Genomic DNA, 26,896 nt, shown 5'->3' on the forward strand with positions numbered 1-26,896 from the left:
TCGTTCGCCCCGCCGGCGCCGGCGGGGCGAACGGTCCGTCGAGGTCTGCGGGCCCCCTCACACTTCCGGGACGGCCGCGTCGAGTGCGGCGGTGAGGCGGCGCAGCCGGGTCTGGAGGTCGCGGATCTCGGCGAGGTCGAAGCCGGTGGCGGACGCGATCCGGCGCGGTACCTCCGCGGCGCGTGCGCGCAGCGCCGTACCGGCCTCGGTGGGGCCGACATGGACGGACCGCTCGTCCTCGGTGCTGCGTTCGCGGTGGATCAGACCGGCCGCATCGAGGCGTTTGAGCAGGGGGGACAGGGTGCCCGAGTCGAGCCGCAGGTGCTTGCCGAGGTCCTTGACGGGCATCGTTCCGTGCTCCCACAGCACCAGCATCACCAGGTACTGGGGGTAGGTCAGGCCGAGGTCCTTGAGGACGACGCGGTAGAGGCCGCCGAAGGCCCTGCTCGCCGCGTTCAGCGCGAAGCAGATCTGGCCGTCCAAGCGGAGGAAGTCCTCCTCGCGGAGGGTGTCGGTGGGCTGCTCGCTCATGACGTCAGTGTAGCCGGGTGAGGCTTGCGAGGCATTTAGTTGTGCACAACTAAATTGTGTGCTCTAGTGGTGGACGTCAGCCGATCACCGGCTGCCACGGTCACCACTGCGAGAGGAACCCCGATGGACGCGCTGTACACCGCTGTCGCCACCGCCAACGGCCGCGAAGGCCGCACCGTCAGCTCCGACGGCCAGATCGACCTCGCGCTCGCCATGCCCCCTGCACTCGGCGGCAACGGTCAGGGCACCAACCCCGAGCAGCTCTTCGCCGCCGGCTACGCGGCCTGCTTCGCCAGCGCGCTCGGCCTCGTCGGCAGGCAGGCCAAGGTCGACACCGGCGAGATCTCGGTCACCGCGGAAACCTCGATCGGCAAGGACGACACGGGCTTCGGCCTGGCCGTCACCCTGCGGATCGAGCTGCCGGAATCCCTCGCCGGTGAGACGGGCGCGCTGCTGGTCAAGCAGGCCCACGAGGTCTGCCCCTACTCCAAGGCCACCCGCGGCAACATTCCGGTCGAGCTGGTGATCGAGTAGTTCCGACCGGGGGCCCTGGAGCAGGGCCCCCGGCGCTTCGGCGCCGGCGACGTGCCTTCCCGTACGGCTACGAGGGCACAAGGCCTGCGGCCGACCGGCCGACTGTCTCAGGGGCGTCTCAGGGTCGGATCGGGGCCTTCCCCGACGCCGGGCCGATCCCGGCACCGACATGATCACGGCATGTCGAACACACCATGGCAGCGGACGGCGTTCACCGCTGGTCCGCTCTTCATCGCGGCCTACGGACTCATCCGCCTGGCCGACCAGAAACGCGGTCCCGGATTCGCCTGGTCACTGGGCCATCTCTGCCTCCTGGCCAGTGTGTTGTGCTTCGTCGCCGTCATGCTGGGGCTGCGGCGGGTAGCGGTGCACGGGGCCGGCCGCGCCGGCCGGTGGCTCGCCGGAGTCGGGACCGGGGTGGGCCTGCTCGGAGCGGCGGCGGTCACCGTACAGGCGGTCATCGACCTCGTCGCCGGATTCCTCAGCGAGGACCGCGAGGCCATGAACGAGATCTTCCACCGCGTCAAGGACCACGCGGGCGTCGAACCCGCCGTCTACACCGTCGGGCCCCTGCTCTTCTACGTCGGTCTGGTGCTCCTCGTGGGCCAACTGGCGGCGCTGCGGCGGATCGCCGTCTGGCGGCCCGCCGTGGTGGTCGCGGCCATCGTGGCCATGGGCGTCAGCCTGGACCTACTGCCACTGGGAGGTCTGCTGTTCCTCCTCGTGTTCGCACCGTTGGGGCGGCAGACCGACGGCAAGGAGCACCGCCCCCGCACGATGTCCCTTCCCACGGGCAGCTGACCGAGCCCACCGGATCCCCCTCGGCCCGTTCCGCGCACGCGGAACGGGCCGAGGGCCACGCCGGCTCCGGGCCGGAGCCCGCGGCCAGCAGTGGACGCGAGTTACGCGAGTTACGCGATCCCGGGAATCTGGCGCGCCTTGAAGGCTGCACGGACCGCATCCGCAGCGCCCTGGCCGTACATCCGCTGCGCCGTAGCGATCGTCGTCAGCGCCGCGTCCTGGAAGCTGGTGTCGGCGCGGAAGCCGAACTGCGCGTTCACGATGATCCGGTCGGCGGTCCGGGCGCCCAGGGCCCCGCGGATGTCGAAGAGCGCGCGGGACCAGATCTCGCCGTCCGCGTGGACCTCCCCGGTCCGATCGGCGTACACCTTGTTCCCGTCCACGCGGCGCAGGCAGTGCGGAGCGGCGCTGTAGGAGCTGGAGTCCCAGTCGCCGACGCAGGCCAGGTCCGCCTTGCGCGGCCACCCGTACGCGGCGTCCGCGTGGGCGCCAACCTCGACGGCGAGGTAGTCGCCGAAGGCCTCGCCGATGGCCCCGGCCTCCGGCGACGTACCGAAGCCGGGTACCTGTGCGTTGTGCACCGCGTGCCCGTACTCGTGGACGATCACCTCGGCGTCCTCGGCGTCGTCAACCCCGCCCTTGCCGAAGCGGATCTCGGCCTTCTTGTCGGTGAAGAAGGAGTTGTCGGCCCCCCATTGGTTGATGCGGACCGGCTGCGCGCGGTCGTTGGCTCCGGGCAGCTCGCTGCCGAAACCGAGCCCCTGGAGGTACTCCTGCGCCTCGTTGACCCAGAAGTACGCCATGACCTGCTCGAACTGGTCGTCGGCACGGCCGTACGAACCCACGTCGGCCAATTTCGCGGAGGCGCCGGTGTCCGAGCGGACGTACGCCCACTTCCCCGACAGCCCGCCACTGGCGTCCAGGTTCCGCAACGCGGCCAGGGCGTACGCGGAAGCGGGCACGGCCCCGGCGGAGTCCTTGGCGTCGGTGAGCGTCTGGTCGCCCGAGGACTGGACGGGGTTGACCATGAAGAGGCGGGCCTGAGGCAGCCCGGACGCGGTGCCGGTAGTTGCCGAGGGCAGGGCCGAGACCGGGCCGGCCAGGGTGAACAGCGCTGCGGTGGTGGTGGCCGCGGCGATCAGGCCGCGGGATATGCGGCGAGCCATAGACGTCCTCCTGCAATGGAGTGGTGGCGGGGTGCGGGCGTGATCCTTGCGCACCCCCACCCCCTTTGACCAGGCCCTGGACCAAAGCTTCGCGCGCACATGGCCGTCGACGCACCGTCGGGCGGGCCGACGGGCAAGGGTTCACCGAGCCACGGGCCGCCGGGGACCACCGCCCGGCCGTGCGGGCGACGCGGGTATCCGCCCGGTGAACAACTCTTCGGGGAGGGCGGCCAGCCCCAGAAGGCCCAGCGTGGCGTCGGTGGCGACCCGGTGCCAGGTGCCCGCCCGGCGGAGCATCGCGTGGCGCCCGTGCGGCATGACGATGCCCGCCGCCCGGGCACCCCGGGCGCGTGCCCGCCGCAGGTACTCCCATGTCGCCCGGGCGTCCGTCACGCGATCGGCCTCGTCGTGCAGGAGCACCACGGTGGTGTCCGCGAGGTGCGCGACCGGCTCACCCGGCGGGCACCACGGCGCGAGCCCGACCACGGCGCTGACCAGCGGGTCCGCGGCAGCCCGCAGGGCTGCGCGAGCGCCCATGGAGTGCCCGACGAGGACCACGGGCACGGGCCCGGCGACGCCGCGCAGTTCGCGCAGCGCCCGCTGCACGTCGTGCACCGGGTCAGCGCGCCGGCCGTTCCACCCACGGTGGACGTAGCGGACCTCCGCCACCACCAGGGCGCCGGTCCGCGAGGCGCTGGCGATCGCCCGCACGAAGGGGAGCATCCGCAGCTGTGGCAGATTGGGCCGCGGGGGCGGGCCGAGGCCCTCCGCACGCCCTCCGTGCATCAGGAGGACCGCGGCGGTCGGATCGGCCGGCATCCGGCGCAGCGCCAGCGCGGCCGGCGGCTCGCTCACGCGCCGCCCCGCCGGGGCGGCAGCGGGAAGAATCCGCTGGTGCGGGCGATGTAGGCGGCGTAGCCGGGACGGTCGGCCATGTGGGCCTCCAGGAGGCGCTTGCCGCTGCCCTTGGTCAGCAGCAGCGTCATGAACACCGGGGACACCAGGCACAACAGGGCGATCCGCCACGAGCCGCACGCCATCAGGTAGAGCCCCCACCAGACCAGGAAGTCGCCGAAGTAGTTGGGGTGGCGGGTCCATGCCCACAGGCCGCGGTCCATGACGGCGCCACGGTGGGCGGGATCGGCTTTGAACCGGGCGAGTTGGAAGTCGCCCACGGCTTCGAAGGCCAGGCCCACAGCCCACAGCGTCGTTCCCAGTACGGCGAGGACACCGACGGGGGAGTCGATGTACGAGGCCGTCTGGACGGGCAGGGAAACGAGCCAGACCAGGCCGGCCTGGAGCAGGTACACCTTGAACAGGGCGCGCAGGCGCGGATTGCCGCGCCCCCGGGCGAGGAGTTTCGCGTAGCGGGGGTCTTCGCCGTGCCCGCGTCCGCGCCAGGCGATGTGCACGGCAAGTCGCACCCCCCAGAGCACGGTGGCTGCGGCGACCAGGAGCCGTCGTCCGTCGTCCCCGTACCCCGACGAGAGGGCGTACGAGACGGCCGCGACCGCGGCGAAGGCGAGGCCCCAGGCGATGTCCACGATCCGGTGGAGGCGTCGGGCCGTCCCGACGGCGAAGGCTACGAGCAGCACGGTGACGGCCGTGGCGGCCGATGCGGCCAGGTTGCTCCACAGGGCTTCCCAGGATGCTGTGGTCACGGTCGTGGCTCTCCTTCCGTCAGGAGCAGCTGGCGGACGTCCAGGTAGCGGGACCGGAACCCGGCTTCTGAGTAGGCGAGGTAGAACTCCCACATGCGACGGAACGTCGCGTCGAAGCCGAGGGCCGCCACCTCGTCGGCCCGGTCCGTGAAGCGCTCCCGCCACAGGCGCAGGGTCTGGGCGTAGTGCTCCGCATACCCCTGGTCGGAGATGATCCGTAGCCCCGCACCGGCCGCGTGCTCCTCGATGGCCTCGCGGGAGGGAATGAGGCCGCCGGGGAAGACGTACTTGCTGATCCAGGTGTGCGTACGGGCGGTGTTCAGCATCTGCTCGTGCCCCATGGTGATGGCCTGGAGCGCGATCCGTCCGCCGGGCGCCACCGCACCGCGCAGGGCGGTGAAGTAGGTCGGCCAGAACTCCATTCCGACGGCTTCGATCATCTCCACGCTCACCACCGCGTCGTAGCGGCCGTGGACGTCGCGGTAGTCCCGCAGTTCGACGTCCACCCGGTCGGCCAGTCCGGCGGCCGCGATGCGGCGGCGGGCGAGGTGCTGCTGCTCGGCGGAGAGGGTCACGGTCGTCACGCGTGCGCCGCGGGCGGCGGCGCGCAGGGCGAGCTCGCCCCAACCGGTGCCGATCTCCAGCAGGTCGGTGCCCGGGCCGACGCACGCGAGGTCGAGCAGCCTGTCGATCTTCCGGTGCTGCGCCGCCGCCAGGGTCTCCCGGCGGGCGGGGAAGGCGGTGAAGACGGCGGAGGAGTACGAGAGGGTCTCGTCGAGGAAGAGCGCGAACAGCTCGTTGGACAGGTCGTAGTGGCGGTGGATGTTGTGCCGCGCGCCGGCCCGGGAGCCCCGCTGGTCCTCGGGCCGGCGCCGCACCCAGGCTCCCCGCAGCCGGCGCAGCGGGGCGGGGACGAGGGCGTCCACGTGCGAGGCGAGGACGGTCAGCACGCCGGTCAGGTCGTCGCTGTCCCATTCGCCGGCCATGTAGGACTCGCCGAAGCCGATCAGCCCGTGCGCCCCGATCCGGCGGAAGAAGGCGTCCGGGTCGTGCACGGTCAGCGAGGGTCCGCTGCCCGTGGCCGGCCCGTCACCGAACCGGCAGTGCAGGGGCAACCCCGCCACGGCGCGGCGCACGAGCAGGCGGGCGACGGCCGTGTGCCCGAAGGGCGCAGCCGGCCGCCGTGCCACGTCCGGCCAGGCCTGCGCGTCGGCGGAGCACTGCCCGGTGTGTTCGTCGGCGGTAGGGGGGAGGGAGAGGGTCACGGGGCGATGCCTTCCTCGGGTGTACGGCCGGGTCCGGGCTGTTCGGGTCGGGGATGCTCGGGTCGGGATTGTTCGGGTTCGGGTTGGTCGGGTCCGGGCCGGTCCGGTCGGGGTTGGACGGGCAGCCCGCGAAGCAACAGGTGGATGCCGTGCCGCCGGATCCCGGCCCACACGGCGGCGGTGGACCACGGCCGCCGAACGGCCGTGCGGAGCAGGGCGCGGGGAGTGGCGGGGCGGTGCCGGCCGCGCAGGGTCGCGGTGAACGGCCGCTGGCCGTCGCGTTCGAGCTGGACGGTCACGTCCAGCCGCTCCCGCGGCTCCGGCAGGCGCATGCGGTAGCGGCCGTCGACGGGGTAGAACGGTGAGACGTACAGCTCCTTCGCCACCTCGGCCCGGCCGGCGTCGTCGGTACGCATCAGGTAGCAGTGTCGTTGCCCGTACGTGTTGTGGACCTCGGCCACCACGCAGACCAGGGCTCCCGCCCGATCGTGGCACCAGTAGAGCGTCAGCGGGTTGAACACGTACCCCAGGACCCGGGCGTGGGCCAGCATCAGGACCCGTCCGCCGCCGAGGTGCACGTCCCGGGAAGCCAGGTACGCGTCGAGCCCGTCCCGAATGCCCGGCGCGACGCCGCCGAAGTGGTCGCGCGCGTCGAAGCGGGCCAGGGGGCGCAGGGGCCACGGGAGCCGGGGGAGCGCGTCCAGGTCCACGAGCCACATGTACGTGCGGTGCCGGAAGGCGTGCCGTACCGGAGCCGTCCGCGCGTGGGAGACGACGCAGTCGTACAGGGCCGGTACGGCCACCGCCGGTAGCGTCGGGGCGATCACCGGGGTCGCCGGGGTCACCATCGGACGCCCAGCGCTGCGGCGGCCTGCACGCCCGAGCGGCAGCCGTCCTCGTGGAACCCCCACCCGTGGTAGGCGCCCGCGAACGCGGTGATCTGGGTGTTGAGGCGGGGCAGGGCGCGCTGCGCGGCCACCGATTCGGGCGTGTAGACGGGGTGTCCGTACTCCATGCGGGCGAGCACGTGCTCGGGCTCGATCCGCCCGCCCGCGTTGAGGGTGACCACGTACGAGGCGTCGTCCGGCAGCCGCTGGAGCCGTGTCATGTCGTAGCTGACCTGTACGCCTTCGGGCCCCGGGCGGCAGTCGGAGAGGCGGTAGTTCCAGGAGGCCCGCGCCCGGCGGGAGCGGGGCAGCAGGCTCGTGTCGGTGTGCAGCACGGTCGGGTTCGCCTCGTACCGGAAGGCCCCCAGGATCCGCTGCTCGTCCGCGGTGGGGTCGGCGAGTATGCGCAGCGCCTGATCGGGGTGCGTGGCGATGACGACCGCGTCGTACGCGTCCGTGGGGCCGTCCTCGGTGCTCACCAGGACTCCGCTCGGCAGGCGGCACAGCTGGGTGACGGGGGTGGCGGTCCGGACGTTGCTGATCTCCTTGGCGACCTTCTCCACGTACGCTGCGCTGCCGCCGGTGACGGTCTTCCACTGCGGGGAGCCCGTCACCGAGAGCAGCCCGTGGTGTTCGAGGAAGCGGAACAGGTAGGCGGCCGGATACTCCAGCGCCGTATGGGCGGGGCAGGACCATACGGCCGACACCAGTGGGGTCACGAAGTGCGTCACGAAGTACGGGGAGAACCCGCCGTCGGCGAGGAAGGCGCCGAGGGTGTAGTGCTCCGGCCGGTCACCGGCCAGCAGTCTGCGCGCGCGCCGGTGGAAGAGCGGTACCTCCGTCAGGAGCCGCAGGTACCGGGCGCGCAGGGCCGCCCGGCCGGTGAACAGGCCTGCGGGTCCGCGGGCACCCGCGTACTCCAGCCCGCAGCCGTCGCACCGCACCGACATGCTCATCTCGGAGTCCTGGGTGGCCACGCCGAGCTCGTCGAAGAGCCGCAGCAGGAGGGGGTAGGTGCGCTCGTTGTGGACGATGAACCCCGAGTCCACGCCCACCGTTCCGCCGCCCGGCGCGGGCAGTTCGTGGGTGTGGGCGTGGCCTCCCAGCCGGGGGTCTGCCTCGTACAGCGTGACGTCGCACGACCTTTGCAGGATGTAGGCGGCGGTCAGTCCCGCCACCCCGCCGCCGATCACGGCCACATTCCGTGTACGCACAGTTCCTCGCTCCCGACCAGTCGCCACGCCGTCCGGTACGGCGGTTCACCCTTTGATTCGCGGCGGGGGAGGCATCGGATTGGTGGCAGTTGCCGAGCAGGACGAGGAGCGCGGAACGAAGGGGAGGAGATGGAACGACAACGGCCGGTGGACCGGGACCCCGGGGGGAGGGTGCCCGACCCACCGGCCTGCCGGTGGGGCGCCCCGGAGGGCCGCCGGCCGCTACCTGGGCCCGTTACTTGGGCATCAGGACGGTGTCGACGATGTAGACGTTGGCGTTGGCGGTCTTGACGTTGCCGCAGACCACGTTGGCCGTGCCGTTGACCTTGTAGGACGTGCCCGAGCCGGTCGTGGTGACCGTGCCCTTCTCCAGGGTGGTGAAGGAGCCGTTCGCCAACTGCTGCGGCTCGGTCCGCTGCCCGACGACGTGGTAGGTGAGGATCTTCGTCAGGGTGGCCTTGTCCGCGAGGACCTTGTCGAGGTCCGCCTTCGGGATCTTCGCGAAGGCGTCGTTGGTGGGTGCGAAGACGGTGATGTCCTTGGCGTTGTTGAGGGTGTCCACCAGACCGGCCTTCTTGACCGCGGCGACCAGCGTGGACAGGGCCGGGTTGTTGGAGGCGGCGGTGGCGACCGGGTCCTTGGCCATGCCGTCGAAGGAGCCCGCCCCGTTCTTCGGGACGGAGGCGCACGCGGGCCCGAACGGCTGGTCCATGGTCATCGCGCCGTCGGCGCCGGCCGAGGGGACCTGTGCGCCGGCCGCGTCCGGGCCCGCTGGGGCCGATCCAGCGGCGGAGTCGCTGCCGGAGTCGGAGCAGGCGGCCAGGGAGAAGGGCAGGACGGCCGCCGCGGCGAGGGCGATCGCGGTACGACGGATCCGCAGGGTGTTGCTCATGAGGTGTATCTCCTTGTCGGACAACTGGGTCGTGGTGCGGGGGCCCGCGCAGGCACGGGCCCGCCGGGTTTCAGCCGGGTTTCAAGCGACGGTGACGGGAACGCCGTGCCGGTCGCTCGCTCCGCCGGGGAGGGTTCGGGGTGAGCCGAGCGTCGTGCCGTGCACCGAGCGGCCCACCAGCCGGTCCGCACCCTTCGCGGTGCGTCCGCGACGCTTGCGGAAGTCGTTCACACCCGGCCATTCGGCACCCCTGCACCGGCGGATTGGTCGCTCTCGTGATCGGTGGGAAACCGGCTTCCCGACCGATTGCGCGAGCGTCTGTTCGACGGGGGTGGCAGCGCCGACTGCCACCACCCCCGCCCGGCGGGCCACCATCCCGTCAACGGGGGCCCACCGGTGAAGGCGCGTGCGGACACACCGTGCCTTCACTTGCCCCTTCGTCGCGGCCCACTACCCGGCTCGGTGGAGAGGCGCTCCTTCACCCGTTCGGGTGCGGATCGTGGATAAAGTGCCGGACGAGCAGGCCAATCCGTACGGGTGTCCGCTCCGAAGACCCGTCAAGAACGTGAACCTGGCACCATCCGGAGCGGTCGGCCCTCTTCGTGGGGGGGCCGGTCCTCTCGACACCGAAGGACTGTCATGCGATGGACGGACCCCGGCGGACCATCCGCCACCACCGGGCGTCACTGCACGCTGCACCTGCACCTGCATCCGCATCCGCAGGAAGGGGCGAGGACCCGGTGAGGCAACCCCTGCCCTTCGGCGCCCCCGAAGCCGTGGGCCCCCGGCTGGAAGACCTGATGGCCCGGGTGGCCCGCGGCGACAAGGATGCTTTCTCCGCCCTCTACGACGCCCTGTCCGCGACCGTCTTCGGCATGGTCGTCAGGGTCGTGCGTGACCGTTCCCAGTCGGAGGAGGTGGTGCAGGAGGTGATGATCGACCTGTGGCGGCAGGCCGCCCGCTACCGCCCCGAACAGGGCAGCGTGCGCACCTGGGCCGCCACGCTCGCCCACCGCAGGGCCGTCGACCGGGTCCGCTCCGCCCAGGCTGCGATCAACCGCGAGTACGACCAGGCCGCCCGAGAGCAGGCGCGCCCGTTCGACGAAGTGGCCGAACAGGTGGAGACCCGTCTGGAGAGCGAACAGGTACGGCGCTGCATGCGCGGACTGACCGAGATCCAGCTCCAGGCCGTCACCCTGGCCTACTACCAGGGCCTGACCTACCGCGAGGTCGCCGAGACCCTGCGCACTCCACTTCCTACGATCAAGACACGCATGCGCGACGGACTCATCCGGCTGCGCGACTGCATGGGGGTGACCACATGAAGCACGACGGCGAACTGCACACCCTCACCGGCGCGTACGCCCTCCACGCACTCACGCCGGCGGAGGACGAGGCCTTCACCGCGCACCTCGTCGACTGCCCTTCCTGTAGGCAGGAGGTGGCCGAATTCTCCGCCACCGCCGCCCGCCTGGCCGGCGCTGCCGCGGTGCCGCCGCCCGCGCGCCTGAAGGAAGCGGTCCTGCGGGACATCGACTCGGTCCGGCAACTTCCGCCGCTGCTGCACGGGACGGTCAAGCCGACGACGTTCACCGCCGTCCTGCGCCGCAAGGCGGTTCCGCTGGCGCTGGCCGCCAGCCTCGCAGCCGCGGCCGTGCTCGGGGGCGTCACCGTCTTGCAGCACCAGCGCACCGACGAGGCCCGCCAGCAGGCCCAGGCCTCCGAACGCCGGCTGCAGGACCTCACCGTCGTCCTGGCCGCCCCCGACGCCCGTACGGTGCACGGCCGTACCGCCAGCGGCGCCACCACCTCCGTGGTCACTTCCAAGGTGCAGAACAAGGCGGTCTTCATCGGCGCCGGACTCCCCGACCCGGGCCCGGGCCGGACCTACCAGCTCTGGTTCGACGACCACGGCGCCATGCGTCCCGCCGGACTGCTCACGCACGACGGGGCCACGCTCATGCAGGGCGACCTCCAGGGAGCGAGCGGGGTCGGACTCACGGTCGAACCCGCCGGCGGATCTCCCCAGCCCACCACCCGCCCGCTGCTCCTCCAGTCCCTGCCCGCCTGATCGGGGAGGCGGACGGGAGGGGCGACCGCGTCCCGGGCTGGGAAACCCCGGCCCGGGACGGCGCCGTCACGTGCGGGGTTTGGCGCGGACGTGCATGCGCTCGCCCTGCTTCCCGAAGAGGCTCAAGAGCTCGACGGGCCGTCCGTCGGCACTGCTGAACCAGTGGGGCACCCGCGTGTCGAACTCGGCGACCTCGCCCGGGCCGAGGACCAGGTCGTGCTCGCCGATGACCAGCCGGAGCCTGCCGTCCAGCACGTAGAGCCACTCGTAGCCCTCGTGCGTCCGAAGGTCCGGCTCCGCGCCCCGGTCGGAGATGACCATCTTGTACGCCTGGAGCGGTCCCGGGCTCCGGGTCAGGGGTACGAACGTGCCCCCGCTCTGGAGCGCGCGGGGTTTCAGCCGTACCCGGGGATCACCCACCTCGGGCGCGCCGACCAGGTCGTCCAGGGGCACGTGGTAGGCACCGGCCAGCGGCAAGAGGAGTTCCAGGCTGGGGCGGCGTTGTCCGGACTCCAGCCGGGAAAGGGTGCTCTTGGAGATGCCGGTGGTCTCGGAGAGCGCGGCCAGGGTGAGGCCGCGCTGGGCGCGCAGCCGCTTGAGCCGGGGGCCGACCTCGTCGAGGACCGCTCGGTAGGGCAGGGGTGTGTCCATGCCGGCATTCCATCCCGCCGTCCCGGAAACGGCAACAAGATTTGCCGTACGGGAGCGGCGGGCGCACGCTCCGCGGCATGACAACACACGGTGGGGCCGGACACCACGAACACGAACACCACCACACGCACACCGACATCGACTGGGAGGTCATGGCGACCCGGTTGGAGACCGACGCGGAACTCCATCTTCCGGCTTTGCGTCGGACAGCCGCCCACCTGGGAGAGCTGCGCCGCCCTCCGACGACGGTCCGGCGCGTCCTCGACGTCGGTAGCGGGCCGGGCGTCATGACCTGCGTACTCGCCGAGACCTTCCCGGACGCCGACACGGTCGCCGTGGACGGCGCGCCCGGACTGCTGGACCGCACCCTGGCCCGCGCCGAACGGCTCGGCCTCGGCGACAGGGTGACCGCCCGGCACGCGGAACTGCCCGGGGGCCTGGACGGCGACGAAGGGCACGGGCACGGGGAACCCCGCGGCCTCGGCACGGCTGATCTGATCTGGAGCAGCAGGGCCGTCCACCACCTCGGCGACCAGCAGGGCGCGCTGAACGCGCTGGCCCGCCTGCTTCGGCCCGGCGGGCTGCTCGCCCTCGCGGAGGGCGGCCTACCGACGCGCTTCCTGCCGCGCGACATCGGCATCGGCAGGCCGGGGCTCCAGGCCCGCCTGGACGCCGTCCAGGAGCACTGGTTCGCGATCATGCGCGCCGAGCTGCCCGGCAGCATCCGCGTGGTCGAGGACTGGCCCGCGATGCTCGGCCGCGCCGGCCTCGGCCACATCAGCAGCCGCACCTTCCTCCTCGACCTTCCGGCCCCGCTGGGCGGAGCGGCCCGTGCCTTCCTGCACGCCCATCTGACCCGACTGCGCGAGATCGCGAGCGACTTCCTGGACGCGGAGGACCGCACGACGCTCGACGTGCTCCTCGACCCCGAGACGCCGGAGGGGGTGCTGCAGCGGCCCGACGCATTCCTCCTCTCCGCCACCACGGTCTTCACAGGCGTGCGTGCGGACGCCGGAGAGCGGGGCCCACGATGAAGCCGACCCCTGCAAGCCCCCGCGTCGAGGCGGCGGACGGACCCGCCGAACGGACACTGTCGGTCCGGTGGGTGCTCGCCGGCCTCTCCCTGTCCATGCTGCTGTCCTCGCTCGGCACCAGCACCGCCAACGTCGGCCTGCCCACGCTGGCACGGGCCTTTTCCGCCCCCTTCCAGCAAGTCCAGTGGATCGTCCTCGCCTATCTCCTCGCCATCACCACCCTGATCGTCGGTGTCGGCCGGCTCGGTGACCTCATCGGCCGCCGCAGGCTGCTCCTGGCGGGCCTCTCCTTGTTCACGGCGGCTTCGATCGTGTGCGGGCTCGCGCCCACGCTCTGGCTGCTGATCGCCGCCCGGGCGGCCCAGGGCCTTGGAGCAGCCGCCATGATGGCCCTCACCATGGCCTTCGTCGGCGAGACGGTCCCCAAGGCCAGGACCGGCAGTGCCATGGGGCTCCTCGGCACGATGTCCGCGGTCGGCACGGCCCTCGGCCCCTCGCTCGGCGGCGTGCTGATCTCCGGCCTCGGCTGGCGGGCCGTCTTCCTCGTCAACGTCCCGCTGGGTGGGCTGGCCCTGCTCCTCGCGTGGCGCCACCTGCCCGTCGACCGGCGGGGACCGAACACGGACCGGGCCGGCTTCGACCCCGTGGGCACGCTGCTCCTCGCGCTCACCCTCGCGGCGTACGCACTGGCCATGACCACGGGTCGTGGTGGTTTCGGTCCGCTCAACATCGCTCTGCTGCTGGCCGCCGCCTTCGGCGCGGGACTCTTCGTACGCGCACAGACCACAGCGGCGTCTCCCTTGATCAGGCCGGCCGCGTTCCGCGATCCGCTGCTGAGCGGGGGCCTCGCCACGAGCGCGCTCGTCTCGACCGTCATGATGGCGACGCTCGTGGTCGGACCGTTCTACCTCGCGCGCGCACTCGGGCTCGACGAGGCGCACGTCGGACTCGTCCTCTCGGTCGGTCCGGTCGTCGCCGCGCTGACCGGGGTGCCGGCCGGTCGCATCGCGGACCGCTTCGGCGTTCCCCGCATGACCCTCGCGGGACTCGCGGGCATGGCGGTCGGCACCGGCGCACTGTCCCTGGCCCCGGCCGCGCTCGGCATCAGCGGCTACCTCGCTCCCATGGTGCTCACCACCGCCGGCTACGCCGTGTTCCAGACCGCCAACAACACCGGTGTGATGGCCGACGTCCACCCGGACCAGCGGGGCGTCGTCTCCGGGATGCTCAACCTGTCGCGCAACCTCGGCCTCGTCACCGGCGCCTCCGTGCTGGGAGCCGTGTTCGCGCTCGCCTCGGCGACGACCGACGTCACCACGGCGCCCCCCGAAGCCGTGGCCCACGGCATGCGGATCACGTTCGCCGTCGCGGCGCTGCTGATCGGGCTCGCCCTCGTGCTCGCCGGGGGAAGCCGTGCGCTGGCGCGGCGCACGGCGCGTACGTGACGTAGCCGGTGCACCTGAACGACGCAGCCGGTGCGACGGGGCGACGGGGCACCGTCCGCGAGGACCCCTCGCCGGTCCCGTCCCGGGAGCCGCCGTAGCGCCGGCCGGCTGGCGGTCCGTGCGTGACCCGCCGCACAGGTGCGGGCCGAGTGCCGACGTACCGGTGCGGGCACGTTCAGGGGGCGACACAATGATCCCGTTGTTCCCTTTGACCAGTACGGAGGAGTGGGCGGATGCTCAACGAACGAGCGGGGCAGCAGGCGCGCCCGGAAGACCTGATCGACGTGGCCCGGCTCGTGACCGCCTATTACGCCCTGCACCCCGATCCGGCCGATCCGGGCCAGCGCGTCAGCTTCGGCACCTCGGGACACCGTGGCTCCTCCCTCGCCACGGCCTTCAACGAGGACCACATCGCCGCAACCAGCCAGGCGATCTGCGAGTACCGGGCCGGTCAGGGCATCGACGGGCCCCTCTTCCTCGGCGCGGACACCCACGCCCTGTCCGAGCCGGCCCGGGTGACGGCCCTCGAAGTCTTCGCCGCCAACGACGTGACCGTGCTCGTCGACGCCGCCGACGGCTACACCCCCACGCCCGCGGTCTCGCACGCCGTCCTCACGCACAACCGGGGGCGCACCTCCGCCCTGGCCGACGGCGTGGTGGTCACCCCTTCGCACAATCCGCCGGCGGACGGCGGCTTCAAGTACAACCCGCCGCACGGCGGACCCGCAGGCTCCGAGGCAACCGGCTGGATCCAGGAGCGGGCCAACGAGATCATCAGCGGCGGCATGAAGGACGTGCGGCGGCTGCCGTTCGCGCGGGCCCTGGCGGCGCCGACCACGGGCACGTACGACTTCCTGGGCGCGTACGTGAGGGATCTGCCGTCCGTACTCGACCTGGACGCCGTACGTGCCGCGGGCGTCCGCATCGGCGCCGACCCCCTCGGCGGGGCTTCCGTGGCGTACTGGGGCCGCATCGCGGAGGAGCACCGGCTGGACCTGACCGTGGTCAACCCGCACACCGACCCCACCTGGCGGTTCATGACGCTGGACTGGGACGGCAAGATCCGGATGGACTGCTCGTCCCCGTACGCGATGGCCTCGCTGATCGAGGGCCGGGACCGGTTCCAGATCGCCACCGGCAACGACGCGGACGCCGACCGGCACGGCATCGTGACACCGGACGGCGGTCTGATGAACCCCAACCACTACCTCGCCACCGCCATCGAGTACCTCTTCGGCCACCGTGAGCAGTGGCCGGCGGGGGCGGGCGTCGGCAAGACGCTGGTGTCCTCCGGAATGATCGACCGGGTGGCCGCCGACCTGGGCCGCGAACTGGTCGAGGTGCCCGTCGGCTTCAAGTGGTTCGTGGACGGGCTGTCCGCGGGCACCCTCGGCTTCGGCGGCGAGGAATCGGCCGGGGCCTCCTTCCTGCGCCGCGACGGTTCGGTGTGGACCACCGACAAGGACGGCATCATCCTGGCCCTGCTGGCCTCGGAGATGCTGGCGGTGACGGGGCGGACCCCGAGCGAGCGGTACGCCGCTCTGACGGCGCGTTTCGGTGAGCCTGCGTACGCCCGGATCGACGCCCCGGCCACCCGGGAGGAGAAGGCGGTCCTGGGCCGGCTGTCTCCCGAGCAGGTCACCGCCGACACCCTGGCGGGGGAGCCGGTCACCGCGGTGCTCACGGAGGCTCCCGGCAACGGCGCCGCCATCGGAGGCATCAAGGTCACCACCGAACACGCCTGGTTCGCCGCGCGTCCGTCGGGCACGGAAGACGTCTACAAGATCTACGCCGAGTCCTTCCTGGGCCCCGACCACCTCGGCCGCGTCCAGGAGGAGGCCCGGTCCGTCGTATCGGCGGCGCTGGCGGACTGACCTTCCCCCGCCCGAGGGACTACGTCGCACGAACCTCCCACCCGTACCGGAGAGTCTCAGTAAGGTGGCGGGCTCCGGTGGATCGCGCGGGGGGAGCAGTTATGCGGGGCGGTACGGTCGCGGTGGTGGGTGGGAGCATTGCGGGCTGCGCCTTCGCCTCGGCGGCGGCACGCGCGGGTGCGGACGAGGTGGTGGTGCTGGAGCGCACCCGGGGGCGGCTGGCGGACCGGGGACTGGGGCTGTGCATCCACGACGAGCGGGCCGCCGAACTCGCCGCCACCGGCGCGCTGCCCGGCGGTATCGCCACGCACCGGCTGACCCGGCGCAGGTGGGTGGTCAGGGAGGCGGGCGAGCCGGCCGGGAGGGTGTTCTGGGAGCAGCCGTTCCCCTTCCACTCGTACCACTGGGGTCTGCTCTGGCAAGGGCTGCGGCAGGCGACGCCCGCTGCGGTGGCCTACCGGCAGGGCGCGGTGGTGACGGGTGTGTCCGGCGCCGGCGGACGGGCCGAAGTACGGCTGGCGGCAGGGACCGCCGAGTCCTTCGACCTGGTCGTCGGGGCGGACGGGTACCGCTCGGTGGTGCGTGAGGCGGTCTGCCCCGAGTCCCGGCCGACCTATGCCGGGTACGTCTGCTGGCGCGGAAACTTCGACGCCCGGCGACTGGAGTCGCTCGGCGACGGCGGTTGGCCCCCCGAGTCGGTGACCACCGTCTGCTTCGCCGGCGGGAGCTGCGTCGTCTACCGCATCCCGGGACCGGACGGTCCCCGGGTGAACTGGGTGCTGTATGCCACGCCCCCGCAGGCCGGGCGGTTGCCGTACGACGACCCGACGAGCTTCCCCCCGGGGAGGGTGACCGAAGAACTCACCGCACACCTCGGCACGTTGCTCGACCGGGAGTTCCCGCCGTACTGGGCCGGCGTGATCGGGCTGACGGAAGCCGAGGACACCTTCGTCCAGCCCATCTACGACCTGGAGAGCGCCCGTACGACGGCGGGGCGCCTGCTGCTGGCCGGAGACGCCGCCACGGTGGTGCGCCCGCACAACACCAGTGGTGCGGCCAAGGCCCTGCAGGACGCCACCGCGTTCGAGGACGCCTGGCGCCGGGCCGGCACCTGGGACGCGCTGCTGCACGCCTACCGGACGGCACGGGGCGCGGCGGGGCGGGAGATGGTCGCCCTCGCCCGCCGCCTCGGCCGGGGCCAGGTGGAGCAGACCCCCGCCTGGGCCACGATGAACCACCGCGAGGCGGAGACGTGGTGGCAGGGGCAGCTCGGCGGTGCCACCGGCATCGGCGGCCAGCCCATGACCCCGTAGACCGACGCGGAGACGCCGGGCCGGACTCCGGGCCCGGTTCCGTCCGGGCAGGCGGATTTTGCGCGTCCGCAGGCCCACCCACCCGACCACGGTCGACCGGGCAGGACCGGTCGACCCGGGCCCGGGCTCAGCCCACCCGGGCCGCGACCCCGTCGAGCATGCAGGAGAGGCCGAAGCCGAAGCGCTGCTCCGGGTCGGCGTCCTCGGCTTCGATGACCCGCCGGGCGAACTGCGGGTATGCCCCGCTGTCGACGACCTCGCGGATGTACGGGGCAACCGAGGCGCGCCACTGGTCCTCCGTCAGGCCGCTGCGTTGCTGTGCCCGGAGCTCGGCCAGTTCGGTGCCGACCGCTCCGAGGGTGTACGCCAGGACCGCTTCGACGGCGTCGACGGCTCGGCTGATGTCCGGGGTGAGCGCGCTGGCGGCGGCCAGGCAGGCTTCCATTCGGCGCAGCGAGTTCGGGCCGAGGGTGGGCCGGCCGGGAAGCTCGGATCCGAGCCAGGGGTGCCGCAGCAGTACGGTGCGCAGTTGCCGTGCCACATGGGACAGGTCGGCCCGCCAGTCGCCGGTGGGTGCGGGCAGCGGGTCCTCGCCGTGCACCGTGTCGATCATCAGATCCACCAGCTCGTCGCGGCCGGCCACGTACCGGTAGAGGGAAGCCGTCCCGGAGCCGAGGTCGGCTGCGACCCGGCGCATCGACAGGGCGGGCAGTCCTTCCGCGTCGGCGATGGCGATGGCGGTGGCGACGATCCGCTCCACGCTCGGGGCCTGGCGGCGCGGGGTGCGGCGGGTCTTGCTCCAGACCAGGGCGGCGGCTGGTTCCTCCAGCGGTTCGACCATCGGTCGGCTCTCCTCGCTTCTCCTCGTTCGGGCTCGTGCTTGCGAACAGCGTAACACTCTGGCTACGGTGTATCCGTTTGTGAACGACGTATCCATAGAAGGGAGTTGATGACGTGTTGGAATCCCCGCCCTGGCGGCTGCCGCACCGCCCCGCCGCGCGCAACTGGCGGATACCGTCGCCGGGATCAGCCCGACCGTCCTGCGAGGCACCTGCTCCCAGGACCGGCTGGACTCCGTCCTGCTGGACGCCGCACGGGAGCGGGGCGCGACCGTCCGGTACGCGACCCGGCTGCTGTCCTTCGCGCAGGACGAGGACGGAGTCACCGCGGTCCTGGAAACCGGAGCCGGCCACCGCAGGACGGTCCGCGCGGACTACCTGGTGGCCGCCGACGGCGTGCACAGTGGCGTACGGGAAGCCCTCGGCATCAAAACCTCGGGCCCGGGCACCGTCGGCACCCCGAAGATGAACATCCTGTTCCGGGCCGACCTCGGCCGCTACACCCAGGGGCGGTCCTTCGTCTTGTGCACCGTCACCAACCCGCAGGCTCCGGGCATGCTGGTGACCGTCGACGGCGCCAAGAGCTGGGTCTTCCACACCGAGTACGACCCCGCAGCGGGTCAGGCACCCGCGGACTTCACGCCCGACCGTTGCCGCGACCTGATCCGCGCGGCGATCGGCGACCCCGGCCTCGACGTGGAGGTGCTGAGCGTCCTGCCGTGGCGGGTCCGGGGCCTGTTGGCCGACCGCTTCCGGGACGGGCGGGTGTTCCTGATCGGGGACGCGGCGCACGCGGTACCGCCCATCGGCGCGTTCGGCATGAACACCGGCATGGCCGACGCGCACAACCTGGCCTGGAAGCTGGCAGCCGTACTCGGCGGTCGCGCCGGAACCGCCCTGCTCGACAGTTACGACGCCGAGCGCCGCCCGGTCGCCGCACTGACCCTCCAACAGGCCCTGCTGCGACTGGCCGATCCCCGGTTGCACTGGGACTCCGGCCCGCGCGCTGCGACCGCGCGCGCCGCGGTGGGCGCGCTCAACGCGCCGGTGGTGCAGGTGGGGTACCGCTACGACTCCCGCGCGGTGATCGACCCGGTCCCGCAGCTCCCCTCCCATGAGGAGGCCGCGCTCACCCTGGACGGCGCCCCCGGGTCCCGGATACCGCACGTCTGGGTGGAACGGGACGGCCGACGGCTGTCCACCCTGGACCTGGCGGGATCGCGCTTCACCCTGCTGACCGGCTCCGCCGGAGGCGACTGGATCGGCGGGCGGTGCGGACCCGACGGCGCCCGGTTCGCCTCGGGTACGGGCGAGGAGCCGAGTGAGGGCCCGTACGAGGTCGCTCGGCGACAGCCCGGCCACTGAGCGGGGCGGCCCCATGACGGCCTACGCTGGATGCGGCGGCCGTCCGCGGTGAGCGGCCCGGGCGGTCGCCCCGGTGGCTGCGGGCAGGTAGCCCTCATCGCGTTCCGCGCCCGCGGCGCCGGTACGGCAGGTGCGGAGGGCGCTGCGGGTCGGCGCGGCCGGGGGGTGGGACTGCGGGCCGGGCGGGCCGACCGGCCGGGGGAGCGGCCGGGGTGGGAGAGTGGATGCCATGTGCGGTCGATATGCCTCCAGCCGCGCCCCCGAGGACCTCGCCGACCTCTTCGAGGCCCGTTGGGACCCCCGGGAGGTGCTGGCCCCGAGCTGGAACGTGGCCCCCACCGATCAGGTCTGGGCCGTCATCGAGCGACCGGACCGAGTGACCGGGGAGGTGGAGCGCCGGCTGCGGACCCTGCGCTGGGGCCTGGTCCCGTCCTGGGCGAAGGACCCCAGCGGGGGTGCACGCATGATCAACGCGCGGGTGGAGACGGTGCACGAGAAACCGGCCTACCGCCGTGCGTTCACCCGACGGCGGTGCCTGCTGCCCGCTGACGGCTTCTACGAGTGGCAGCCCGTCGCCGCCACCGCCGGCTCGAAGGCGTACAAGCAGCCGTACTTCATCGCCCCCGAGGACGCCGGGGTGATGGCGATGGCCGGGCTGTACGAGTTCTGGCGCGATCCCACCGTGACCGACGACGAGGACCCCGCTGCCTGGCTCACCACCGCCACGATCATCACCACCGAGGCCACCGACGCCGCCGGCCGGATCCATCCCCGCATGCCCCTGGCCGTGGACCCCGCCGACCACGACGCCTGGCTCGACCCCGCCCACCAGGACGTGCACGCCCTCCGGGCACTGCTCCACACCCCGGCCGACGGCCGCCTCGACGTACGGGCCGTCTCGACGGCTGTCAACAGCGTGCGCAACAACGGACCCCAGCTCCTCGATGCCCCCGCAGGGACGGGGGGATCCGACGCGGCAGCGAGCTGAGCCCGCCGCCGAGGGCCCCGGAAGCACCAGTAGCCGCCCGACGGTCACCAGCCGGATCCCGACGCGGCGGTCCCGGAACCCACCGGCCCCGCAGGGCCCCGTACGGTCAGCACGTGCGGGGCACGGTCCGTACGCGCGGGGAGGCACAGCCCACGGCTGCCCGGGGTGAGCGAACCCAGGACGCGCGGCCCTACGGCTCCCGTGCACCCCGGAGCATTGCCCGGGAGGCCGTGCAGCGTGAGGAACCCGAGCACCGCGAAGGCGTAGGCCTCTTTCGCTCCGGCTTCCAGACCCAGTTCCCGCGACGCCCGCACCGTTGTGGTGCCCTCCAGCTCCTCGCGCAGCATCGCCATCAGCGTCGGATTGCGGACCCCTCCCCCCGACACGAAGACCTCGGTGGCTCCCGGCGGGCGCAACGCCTCGGCCACCGTCCGGGCGGTCAGCCGGGTCACAGTGGCGACCAGATCCTGCGGCCGGAGCTCGCCGAACCCCGCCAACCGCGCCCGGAGATAGTCCGCGTGGAAGAGCTCCTTGCCCGTCGTCCTGGGCGCCGGCATCCGGTAGTACGGCTCCGCCAACAGTCGTTCGAGCAGCTCTTCGTGGACGTTTCCCGCAGCGGCGAGCGCGCCGTCCTCGTCGTACGCGAGCCGCCCCGCGGTCAGCTCGCCGACCGCGGCGTCGATCAGCGCGTTGCCCGGTCCCGTGTCGAAGGCCACCGGATCGCCTGCCTCCGGCAGCACGGTCACGTTGGCGATCCCCCCGATGTTCAGGGCCGCCGGCACGCCGGGGCGCCCGCGCAGGAGCATCAGGTCGACCAGGCTCACCAGCGGCGCTCCCTGCCCGCCCGCCGCCACGTCACGGGGGCGGAAATCGGAGACGACCGGACAGCCGCTGAGCTCCGCGATCCAGGCCGGTTGGCCGAGTTGCAGCGTGCCGCGCACCCGGCCGTCCTCGGTCCAGTGGTACACGGTCTGGCCGTGCGACGCGATCAACTCGGCCCGACCTGCACACAGTTCCCGGTCGGCGCGGGCGGCGACGGCTGCGAAGGCCTGCCCGATCCGGGTGTCGAGCCGGCAGACGTCAGCCAGGGTGGTGGCCGCGGGCGGCAGGGCAGCCGCGAGGGCCGCGCGTACGTCGTGTGCGTACGGCTCGCTGACCGTGCCCAGCGGCGTCAGGTGCAACGTGCCGTCCTCGGCGGATAGTTCGAGGTCGGCGGCTGCGGCGTCCACGGCGTCGTACGAGGTCCCCGACATCAGCCCGATCACCCTCACCGCAGCGGCTCCCGGTGGTCGTGGTCGCAGAGGGTCAGCAGCGCCGGGCAGCTGAGCGCGCAGGCACCGGCGGCGTAGTACGCGGGCACGGCGGGGTCACCGGTTCTGGCGATCAGCACGGTGATCACGAGCCCGGCGCAACCGGAGAACACCGCGTTGGTGAGGGCGTAGGCGAGTCCGAGCCCGGTACAGCGGACCCTGCGCGGGAACATCTCGGCGAGCATGGCCGGCCCCGGCCCGGCCAGGAGCCCGACCAGTGCGCCCGCGAGCAGCACGGCTCCGGCTCGGGCCCACGGGGACGCGCCGGGGGACTGGAGCAGGTGGACGAGGGGGAGGGAGAGCGCGACGATGCTGAGGGCTCCGCACAGCATCACCGGGCGTCGGCCGATCCGGTCGCTGAGGGCTCCCGCCGGCAGGATCGAGGCCGCGAACCCGACGTTGGCGAGGGCGGTGGCGAGGAGGGCCTCCCGCAGCGAGGCACCCAGCGTCGCCTGCAAGTAGGACGGCAGGACGACGAGGAAGGTGTACCCGGCCGCCGACCAGCCCATGATCCGTCCGATGCCGAGCGCGACGGCGCGCGCGAGCTCCCGGGTACGGGCCTGCTCGACGGTGCGGGCCCGCTCGGCCGGGCCGTCGGGGCCGTCGGGGCGGTGGGGGCCGTGGGGACTGTGGGGATGGTCGAGACGGGCGGGACGGTCCGGCCGGGAGGGCCCGGGCGGCTCCTCCAAGGCCGTGCGCAGCCACAGCGCCACCGCGCCGAGCGGCAGGGCCAGCAGGAACGGGATCCGCCATCCCCAGGCACGGAGGGCTTCGGCTGGTAGCACCGTCGCCAGGGTGGCAGCCGTACCGGCCCCGGTGAGCAGGCCGAGCGCGACGGTGAACGACTGCCACGCACCGTAGAGGCCGCGGCGACCCGGGGGCGCGTACTCCGTCATCAGGGACACGGCACCACCGAACTCGCCGCCCGCGGAGAGCCCTTGCAACACCCGCAGGAGCGTCAGCAGCCAGGGGGCCGCCGCGCCGATGGCGGCCCGGGTCGGGAGGAGACCGATCATCGTGGTGGCCAGGGTCATGAGGCCGACGACGACGATGAGGGTGGGCCGGCGCCCGAGGCGGTCACCGAGCCGCCCGAACAGCAGGGCACCGACCGGGCGGAAGAAGAACGCGAGCGCGAACGAGGCGTACGTCACCACGAGCGCCTCGACCCCGCCCGCCGCCCCGGGCGTGCCGGCGGCCGGCGTGAAGAAGTTCGCCGCGATGACCGTGGCCAGGCAGCCGTAGACCCCGAACTCGTACCACTCGACGAGGTTGCCGACGGAACCGGCGAGCAGCGCCCGGCGGGACGTGCTGCGAGGGGAGGCCGCGGAGCGCAGCTCAAGAGGTCTCACCCGTGCTGCGTGCCCGGTCGACGGCGGGGCGACGCCTGCGGACGCCACGGTTCAGCACATCGGCGGTCCGCGCCGTGCCGATCCGGCCCATCGTGGAGGGTGCGGATGCCCGATACGGCCCTCCCGTCCCGGCCGAGCGGGTGCTCCCGTACGGCGCCGTGTCATCGGAACAGGGCCCGGCGCAGCCTGATTCAGTTCCTCGTGCGGGTCTGCGATCCGTCACCGACGCGGTCGTCGGGTGCCGCGGCGACCTCCACGAGCTGCTGGACGGTCCGGGGGACCCGCTCGCCCGGTTCAGGCACCGCGGTCCGCACTGGGCACGGGCGGGTGGTCCGGAAACCGGCCGGGCGTGCGGGGGATGTCGGTGCCGAGCGGCTCGGTGTCGAGGAGGAGTTCGGCCGAGCGGAGCGCGGTGTGGGCGTTGCGCTGGCCCATCAGGACGCACAGGGTGTAGGTGGCGTCGTCGAGTTCGTTGCGTACGGCGAGGTCATGGGGCGCGGCGAGGGCACGGCGGCGAAGGGAGCGGTGGCGTCTCACCAGCTTCTCCAGGGCCTGCGGGTCGGGGAGCAGCCGCGTGTAGGGCCGGGTCCCGGCAGCGGTGGCGGACCTGGCTTCGTCCATGGCGGCTTTCACGGCCTTGCCGAGGGCGGGCGGCAGTGGACGACCGCCTCCCAGGGCGAGGACGGCCTCGGCCGTCTCGCGCTGACCCGCCCCGGCGTACCGTGCGGCGTCCGCCAGGACGTGGCGCGCGGTTTCCGTACCGCACGGCACCAGCGCCATGAGGACGGCGACGGCCTGCTCCGCGGTGCTGTGCTGGGGTGGTGTGTCACTCATCCGACTGTTTCCTCCGGCTACTGGGGTCGGCTCGCGCCGGCTGTCACGACGTTGCCCGGGGTACGACACGGCCTTGCACACCGGGAGTTCGGGTCCGCAGAGAGGGCCGCCGGGGCGGGGCCCTGTCGGTGGAGGGGGAATCCGGTGCGGTTGCATCCGTGCGTGTACCCCCTGTGGGCCGGGGCGGTCGGCGCCATAGGCTGGCGGCAGGCAACCCTTGCCGATTTCTCCCGGAAGGACGTACGGACGTGATGAGTGCGAAGGCCCGCAAGCTGTTCGAGGCGCTCGATCTCAACCATGACGGCACCCTGACCCGCTTGGAAGTGATCACCGCCCTGCGGACGAAGGGCCCGACGCTGGCGGCCAACGGCGACCTGCCGTTCTGGGGCCTGGGCGATGTGGACGCCTCGTCCGCACTCTTCGACGCCGCCGACAAGAACGGCGACAACGTGCTGACGTTCGAGGAGTTCGCCGAGGAGGTCGACCGCCGCTTCGGTTGGTAGCCCTGCGACCGGTGACGGCAGCTATGCGGCCGTCCCGTTTCCATCCCGTCCCGTGCCGGCTTCGGCAGCGGCGAGCATTGCGGCCCGGCGGTTGACGACGACGGTCGCCGCAGCCGCGCTGAGCGCGAAGGCCATCAGCACGGTGGCCGGCCGGTCCAGTGTGTGCCAGGTGAGATGGTCGAGCGAGAAGCGCCCGGGCCCGGCGAGCCCGAGGCAGGCCGCGGTGAATCCGAGGAAGGCCGGGTACTCCAGGCCGCCGCCCTGCGCGAAGAACCCGGCGGGCGCGTGGACCGAAACGGCGCCTGCCATGGCGCCCGCCGCGGCGGCGCCGGCCGCCGGCGTGAAGAGCCCCAGCGCGAGCAGCACACCGCCGCCGGCCTCACCGAGTCCGGCCGCGATCGCGCTCTCCCGTCCTGGGGTGAATCCCATCTGCTCCATCGCCTTTGCCGTGCCCTCGATGCCGCCCCCGCCGAACCAGCCGAAGAGCTTCTGCGACCCGTGTGCGACCAGCACGGCGCCGGTCCCCAGGCGCAGGGCGAGCAGTCCGAGATCCTTGCGATGCGTGAGCGGCATGGGGGCAGACCTTTCCGTAGGCGCGGGCGCCATGACCTGGTACCGGGTGGGTGGTGCGTGGTACTTGGTCCCAAGCTTCGCGCCGGCACAGCGGGTGCGCATGCCGTGTGCCGCCGCCCGCGTGCCCATCGGCCACGCCCTCACCGTTTTGCGAGCCACCCGGACCTGCCGCGAGGAGGCAGCATGGCGGCCCGCCCGGGCCGGTAGGGGAACTGCGGCCCGTTACGGCCGCCGAGCATCCGATGGGCCGGTCGGGTGTCGTCGTATGCGGGGGAGAGGCGCAGGCCCGGCGGTCGGCGGTCGGCGACGTTGCCGTCAGCCGTCAGCCGTCGTCCATCGCGGCATTGCAGGCGGGGCACGCCAGGTCCGCTTCGTCCGGCGGGTACCACGGGGAGCCCGCCTGCTCGGACGGCTTCCACGGGACCGCCTCCATGGCGAAGGTGTCCCTGCCGCACAGGGTCCGCGGGCCCGGCTCGGTGGTCGTTCCCGGGGCGGCGGGCGCAGCGTGCACCCGGCGGACGGCTTCGCCGACAGCACGGGCCGTCCCCCTGGCGGTGCGAGCCCGCACCGCTCCGTCGAGCTCGTGCACCACGATGATCCCGCTCATACCTCGACGGTAGGCGGCCGTACGGTCACCCGCTTCCGCGCAGTGCAGTCGCGCGTGCCCGAGGGGCGGCCCCATCCGGGTGTCCGGCAGCGCCGGCGTAGCGGCCGATCGAGCGTAAGGCATATCAAAAGCAAACGATTTGATTGCTTTAAGGCTTTTCGCGCCATATGTTCCACACGAATTCGAGGCTGGCTCCCTTTGGGTGGGCCGGAACAGTCGTGTCCACTCCCCACCGGAGGTCTGAATGCCCTGCCGCAAATCGCTCACGATGCTGACCGCAGCCGCGCTGCTCTCCCTGGGATCGCCGGCAGTGGCAGCCAATGCCGCCGAGGTCACCTGCTTCGGGCGTACGGCAACCATCACGGGGGCCGGAACGATCACTGGGACGGCGGGCAACGACGTCATCGTCGGTTCGGCCGGTGCCGACATCATCGACGGGCTGGGCGGGGATGACCTGATCTGCGGCTTGGCGGGCGACGACACGCTCGCGGGCGGCTTGGGCAACGACCAGGTGGACGGTGGCGAGGGTGCTGACCTCGTGCGAGGGGACCTGATCACCACCGGAGTTCCCGTCGACGGCGGGGGCAACGACATCCTCTTCGGCGGACCCGGGGACGACCGAATCGGCGGGGACAGCATCGCCTTCGGTTCCAGCGCGTCGGGCGGGGGCGACGACATCCTCTTCGGTGAGGACGGGAACGACCACATGGTCGGCGACAGCCGCGGCGGCATCAACGCGTCCGGCGGGGGCAACGACGTCCTCGACGGCGGAGCCGGCGACGACAGCATCACCGGCGACTCCTCCGCCGAGTCCAGCGCCACCGGCCACGGCGACGACGTGCTGCTGGGCGGCCCCGGGGGCGATGCGCTCATCGGCGACAGCAACTCGGGCCGGATCGCACACGGCAGGGGCGACGGTACCGCTGCCGTCCCGCCCGCGCGTCCGGCGAACTCCAAGCCCTCCAAGCCCTCGAAGTCCACGAAGCCCTCCAAGCCCTCCAAGCCGGCGCAGAACGCGGCGGTCGCGGCGGACGAAGTGGAGGGCGGGAACGACGTTATGGACGGGGGCGACGCCACGACGGACAGCTGTGACGGGAAGGCCGGAACCGATGTCGCCGTCCGGTGCGAGATCGTGACCAACGTCCCGTAGGCGCCCGGCCCGCGCGATCGTACGGCCGGGTGCGCCCCG

Annotated in this window: 27 protein-coding genes; 12 read left to right on the forward strand and 15 right to left on the reverse strand. The window is 72.7% G+C overall.

From position 1 onward, the window contains the following. Positions 1 to 57: 57 nt before the first annotated feature. Positions 58 to 531, reverse strand: a complete 474-nt coding sequence (locus tag ABZZ20_RS34880) for a MarR family transcriptional regulator (protein ID WP_356876698.1) — start codon at positions 529 to 531, stop codon at positions 58 to 60. Positions 532 to 654: 123 nt separating this feature from the next. On the opposite strand from ABZZ20_RS34880, the gene ABZZ20_RS34885 reads away from it, so the two are divergent. Continuing rightward, a complete protein-coding gene (locus tag ABZZ20_RS34885) occupies positions 655 to 1,065 on the forward strand; it encodes an organic hydroperoxide resistance protein (RefSeq protein WP_356876700.1) in 411 nt (136 codons plus the stop codon). Positions 1,066 to 1,245: 180 nt separating this feature from the next. Next, positions 1,246 to 1,866, forward strand: a complete 621-nt coding sequence (locus ABZZ20_RS34890; protein ID WP_356876702.1) for a hypothetical protein — start codon at positions 1,246 to 1,248, stop codon at positions 1,864 to 1,866. A 110-nt stretch (positions 1,867 to 1,976) separates the two neighbouring features. Here the strand turns inward: ABZZ20_RS34890 and ABZZ20_RS34895 are convergent, their stop codons facing one another. The 7 genes from ABZZ20_RS34895 to ABZZ20_RS34925 all read right to left on the reverse strand — a co-directional run bounded on the left by ABZZ20_RS34895 (position 1,977) and on the right by ABZZ20_RS34925 (position 8,951). Further along, positions 1,977 to 3,032, reverse strand: a complete 1,056-nt coding sequence (locus ABZZ20_RS34895; protein WP_356876704.1) for a M4 family metallopeptidase — start codon at positions 3,030 to 3,032, stop codon at positions 1,977 to 1,979. Between the two features lie 141 nt (positions 3,033 to 3,173). After that, complete coding sequence (locus ABZZ20_RS34900) at positions 3,174 to 3,887, reverse strand: alpha/beta hydrolase (protein WP_356876706.1); 714 nt, start codon at positions 3,885 to 3,887, stop codon at positions 3,174 to 3,176. Then, positions 3,884 to 4,693 carry a DUF1295 domain-containing protein gene (locus tag ABZZ20_RS34905; protein WP_356876708.1) on the reverse strand — a complete coding sequence of 270 codons (810 nt, stop codon included), beginning with the start codon at positions 4,691 to 4,693 and terminating at the stop codon, positions 3,884 to 3,886. The genes ABZZ20_RS34900 and ABZZ20_RS34905 overlap by 4 nt, the downstream gene beginning before the upstream one ends. Continuing rightward, the gene (locus tag ABZZ20_RS34910) at positions 4,690 to 5,883 is read right to left on the reverse strand and encodes a cyclopropane-fatty-acyl-phospholipid synthase family protein (RefSeq protein WP_356876746.1); all 1,194 of its coding nucleotides are present in this window, start codon (positions 5,881 to 5,883) and stop codon (positions 4,690 to 4,692) included. The genes ABZZ20_RS34905 and ABZZ20_RS34910 overlap by 4 nt, the downstream gene beginning before the upstream one ends. 71 nt (positions 5,884 to 5,954) lie before the next feature. Next, entirely contained in the window at positions 5,955 to 6,806 is an 852-nt protein-coding gene (locus ABZZ20_RS34915) for a DUF1365 family protein (RefSeq protein WP_356876710.1), read from the reverse strand. Next, on the reverse strand, positions 6,800 to 8,059 hold the full coding sequence (locus tag ABZZ20_RS34920; protein WP_356876712.1) for an FAD-dependent oxidoreductase: 1,260 nt from the start codon (positions 8,057 to 8,059) through the stop codon (positions 6,800 to 6,802). The genes ABZZ20_RS34915 and ABZZ20_RS34920 overlap by 7 nt, the downstream gene beginning before the upstream one ends. Before the next feature lie 235 nt (positions 8,060 to 8,294). Then, positions 8,295 to 8,951: a fasciclin domain-containing protein gene (locus ABZZ20_RS34925; protein WP_356876714.1), complete on the reverse strand. Its 657-nt coding sequence runs from the start codon at positions 8,949 to 8,951 to the stop codon at positions 8,295 to 8,297. Between the two features lie 800 nt (positions 8,952 to 9,751). Between ABZZ20_RS34925 and sigK the strand changes: the two genes are divergently transcribed. Both sigK and ABZZ20_RS34935 read left to right on the forward strand, forming a co-directional pair. Continuing rightward, positions 9,752 to 10,276 (forward strand): ECF RNA polymerase sigma factor SigK, encoded by a 525-nt coding sequence (gene sigK / locus ABZZ20_RS34930; protein ID WP_356876748.1) that lies wholly within the window; start codon positions 9,752 to 9,754, stop codon positions 10,274 to 10,276. Then, entirely contained in the window at positions 10,273 to 11,022 is a 750-nt protein-coding gene (locus tag ABZZ20_RS34935) for an anti-sigma factor (protein ID WP_356876716.1), read from the forward strand. The genes sigK and ABZZ20_RS34935 overlap by 4 nt, the downstream gene beginning before the upstream one ends. Before the next feature lie 66 nt (positions 11,023 to 11,088). On the opposite strand, the gene ABZZ20_RS34940 is transcribed toward ABZZ20_RS34935, so the two are convergent. Beyond that, positions 11,089 to 11,673 carry an XRE family transcriptional regulator gene (locus ABZZ20_RS34940; RefSeq protein ID WP_356876718.1) on the reverse strand — a complete coding sequence of 195 codons (585 nt, stop codon included), beginning with the start codon at positions 11,671 to 11,673 and terminating at the stop codon, positions 11,089 to 11,091. A 77-nt stretch (positions 11,674 to 11,750) separates the two neighbouring features. Here ABZZ20_RS34940 and ABZZ20_RS34945 point away from each other — a divergent pair, with 77 nt between their 5' ends. From ABZZ20_RS34945 to ABZZ20_RS34960, 4 genes are all read left to right on the forward strand, one after another. Beyond that, complete coding sequence (locus tag ABZZ20_RS34945; RefSeq protein ID WP_356876720.1) at positions 11,751 to 12,707, forward strand: class I SAM-dependent methyltransferase; 957 nt, start codon at positions 11,751 to 11,753, stop codon at positions 12,705 to 12,707. Continuing rightward, positions 12,704 to 14,152, forward strand: coding sequence for an MFS transporter (locus ABZZ20_RS34950; protein WP_356876722.1), 1,449 nt, complete (start codon positions 12,704 to 12,706; stop codon positions 14,150 to 14,152). Before ABZZ20_RS34945 ends, ABZZ20_RS34950 begins: the two co-directional genes overlap by 4 nt. A 233-nt stretch (positions 14,153 to 14,385) precedes the next feature. After that, entirely contained in the window at positions 14,386 to 16,026 is a 1,641-nt protein-coding gene (pgm, locus tag ABZZ20_RS34955; RefSeq protein WP_356876724.1) for a phosphoglucomutase (alpha-D-glucose-1,6-bisphosphate-dependent), read from the forward strand. A gap of 125 nt (positions 16,027 to 16,151) precedes the next feature. Beyond that, positions 16,152 to 17,339 (forward strand): monooxygenase, encoded by a 1,188-nt coding sequence (locus tag ABZZ20_RS34960; protein WP_356876726.1) that lies wholly within the window; start codon positions 16,152 to 16,154, stop codon positions 17,337 to 17,339. 127 nt (positions 17,340 to 17,466) lie between these two features. Here ABZZ20_RS34960 and ABZZ20_RS34965 read toward each other — a convergent pair whose 3' ends face one another. Next, positions 17,467 to 18,180, reverse strand: coding sequence for a TetR/AcrR family transcriptional regulator C-terminal domain-containing protein (locus ABZZ20_RS34965; protein ID WP_356876728.1), 714 nt, complete (start codon positions 18,178 to 18,180; stop codon positions 17,467 to 17,469). 199 nt (positions 18,181 to 18,379) lie between these two features. Here ABZZ20_RS34965 and ABZZ20_RS34970 point away from each other — a divergent pair, with 199 nt between their 5' ends. Both ABZZ20_RS34970 and ABZZ20_RS34975 read left to right on the forward strand, forming a co-directional pair. Then, a complete protein-coding gene (locus tag ABZZ20_RS34970) occupies positions 18,380 to 19,543 on the forward strand; it encodes an FAD-dependent monooxygenase (RefSeq protein ID WP_356876750.1) in 1,164 nt (387 codons plus the stop codon). A 229-nt stretch (positions 19,544 to 19,772) separates the two neighbouring features. Then, positions 19,773 to 20,531 (forward strand): SOS response-associated peptidase, encoded by a 759-nt coding sequence (locus ABZZ20_RS34975; RefSeq protein WP_356876730.1) that lies wholly within the window; start codon positions 19,773 to 19,775, stop codon positions 20,529 to 20,531. A gap of 44 nt (positions 20,532 to 20,575) precedes the next feature. On the opposite strand, the gene ABZZ20_RS34980 is transcribed toward ABZZ20_RS34975, so the two are convergent. The 3 genes from ABZZ20_RS34980 to ABZZ20_RS34990 form a co-directional block, all read right to left on the reverse strand. Next, the gene (locus tag ABZZ20_RS34980) at positions 20,576 to 21,802 is read right to left on the reverse strand and encodes an anhydro-N-acetylmuramic acid kinase (RefSeq protein WP_356876732.1); all 1,227 of its coding nucleotides are present in this window, start codon (positions 21,800 to 21,802) and stop codon (positions 20,576 to 20,578) included. Then, the gene (locus ABZZ20_RS34985) at positions 21,799 to 23,190 is read right to left on the reverse strand and encodes an MFS transporter (protein WP_356876734.1); all 1,392 of its coding nucleotides are present in this window, start codon (positions 23,188 to 23,190) and stop codon (positions 21,799 to 21,801) included. The genes ABZZ20_RS34980 and ABZZ20_RS34985 overlap by 4 nt, the downstream gene beginning before the upstream one ends. A 294-nt stretch (positions 23,191 to 23,484) precedes the next feature. Beyond that, positions 23,485 to 24,024 (reverse strand): DUF5133 domain-containing protein, encoded by a 540-nt coding sequence (locus ABZZ20_RS34990; protein ID WP_356876736.1) that lies wholly within the window; start codon positions 24,022 to 24,024, stop codon positions 23,485 to 23,487. 251 nt (positions 24,025 to 24,275) lie between these two features. On the opposite strand from ABZZ20_RS34990, the gene ABZZ20_RS34995 reads away from it, so the two are divergent. Then, positions 24,276 to 24,527 (forward strand): EF-hand domain-containing protein, encoded by a 252-nt coding sequence (locus tag ABZZ20_RS34995; protein ID WP_356876738.1) that lies wholly within the window; start codon positions 24,276 to 24,278, stop codon positions 24,525 to 24,527. Positions 24,528 to 24,548: 21 nt separating this feature from the next. On the opposite strand, the gene ABZZ20_RS35000 is transcribed toward ABZZ20_RS34995, so the two are convergent. Together ABZZ20_RS35000 and ABZZ20_RS35005 are read right to left on the reverse strand one after the other, a co-directional pair. Further along, on the reverse strand, positions 24,549 to 25,100 hold the full coding sequence (locus ABZZ20_RS35000; protein ID WP_356876740.1) for a DoxX family protein: 552 nt from the start codon (positions 25,098 to 25,100) through the stop codon (positions 24,549 to 24,551). A gap of 322 nt (positions 25,101 to 25,422) precedes the next feature. Next, positions 25,423 to 25,707 carry a hypothetical protein gene (locus ABZZ20_RS35005; RefSeq protein ID WP_356876742.1) on the reverse strand — a complete coding sequence of 95 codons (285 nt, stop codon included), beginning with the start codon at positions 25,705 to 25,707 and terminating at the stop codon, positions 25,423 to 25,425. Between the two features lie 244 nt (positions 25,708 to 25,951). On the opposite strand from ABZZ20_RS35005, the gene ABZZ20_RS35010 reads away from it, so the two are divergent. Continuing rightward, complete coding sequence (locus ABZZ20_RS35010; RefSeq protein ID WP_356876744.1) at positions 25,952 to 26,857, forward strand: calcium-binding protein; 906 nt, start codon at positions 25,952 to 25,954, stop codon at positions 26,855 to 26,857. Positions 26,858 to 26,896 lie beyond the last annotated feature (39 nt).

The sequence above is a fragment of the Streptomyces sp. NPDC006430 genome (genome assembly GCF_040612395.1).
In the GTDB taxonomy this organism is placed as follows: Bacteria; Actinomycetota; Actinomycetes; order Streptomycetales; family Streptomycetaceae; genus Streptomyces.

Bases quoted from the DNA above. Each gene is read 5' to 3' on its own strand.
- ABZZ20_RS34880 (WP_356876698.1), bottom strand. From the start codon at position 531: ATGAGCGAGCAGCCCACCGACACCCTCCGCGAGGAGGACTTCCTCCGC.
- ABZZ20_RS34885 (WP_356876700.1), top strand. From the start codon at position 655: ATGGACGCGCTGTACACCGCTGTCGCCACCGCCAACGGCCGCGAAGGC.
- ABZZ20_RS34890 (WP_356876702.1), top strand. From the start codon at position 1,246: ATGTCGAACACACCATGGCAGCGGACGGCGTTCACCGCTGGTCCGCTC.
- ABZZ20_RS34895 (WP_356876704.1), bottom strand. From the start codon at position 3,032: ATGGCTCGCCGCATATCCCGCGGCCTGATCGCCGCGGCCACCACCACC.
- ABZZ20_RS34915 (WP_356876710.1), bottom strand. From the start codon at position 6,806: ATGGTGACCCCGGCGACCCCGGTGATCGCCCCGACGCTACCGGCGGTG.
- ABZZ20_RS34925 (WP_356876714.1), bottom strand. From the start codon at position 8,951: ATGAGCAACACCCTGCGGATCCGTCGTACCGCGATCGCCCTCGCCGCG.
- sigK (WP_356876748.1), top strand. From the start codon at position 9,752: ATGGCCCGGGTGGCCCGCGGCGACAAGGATGCTTTCTCCGCCCTCTAC.
- ABZZ20_RS34935 (WP_356876716.1), top strand. From the start codon at position 10,273: ATGAAGCACGACGGCGAACTGCACACCCTCACCGGCGCGTACGCCCTC.
- ABZZ20_RS34940 (WP_356876718.1), bottom strand. From the start codon at position 11,673: ATGGACACACCCCTGCCCTACCGAGCGGTCCTCGACGAGGTCGGCCCC.
- ABZZ20_RS34945 (WP_356876720.1), top strand. From the start codon at position 11,751: ATGACAACACACGGTGGGGCCGGACACCACGAACACGAACACCACCAC.
- ABZZ20_RS34950 (WP_356876722.1), top strand. From the start codon at position 12,704: ATGAAGCCGACCCCTGCAAGCCCCCGCGTCGAGGCGGCGGACGGACCC.
- pgm (WP_356876724.1), top strand. From the start codon at position 14,386: ATGCTCAACGAACGAGCGGGGCAGCAGGCGCGCCCGGAAGACCTGATC.
- ABZZ20_RS34965 (WP_356876728.1), bottom strand. From the start codon at position 18,180: ATGGTCGAACCGCTGGAGGAACCAGCCGCCGCCCTGGTCTGGAGCAAG.
- ABZZ20_RS34975 (WP_356876730.1), top strand. From the start codon at position 19,773: ATGTGCGGTCGATATGCCTCCAGCCGCGCCCCCGAGGACCTCGCCGAC.
- ABZZ20_RS34990 (WP_356876736.1), bottom strand. From the start codon at position 24,024: ATGAGTGACACACCACCCCAGCACAGCACCGCGGAGCAGGCCGTCGCC.
- ABZZ20_RS34995 (WP_356876738.1), top strand. From the start codon at position 24,276: ATGAGTGCGAAGGCCCGCAAGCTGTTCGAGGCGCTCGATCTCAACCAT.
- ABZZ20_RS35000 (WP_356876740.1), bottom strand. From the start codon at position 25,100: ATGCCGCTCACGCATCGCAAGGATCTCGGACTGCTCGCCCTGCGCCTG.
- ABZZ20_RS35005 (WP_356876742.1), bottom strand. From the start codon at position 25,707: ATGAGCGGGATCATCGTGGTGCACGAGCTCGACGGAGCGGTGCGGGCT.
- ABZZ20_RS35010 (WP_356876744.1), top strand. From the start codon at position 25,952: ATGCCCTGCCGCAAATCGCTCACGATGCTGACCGCAGCCGCGCTGCTC.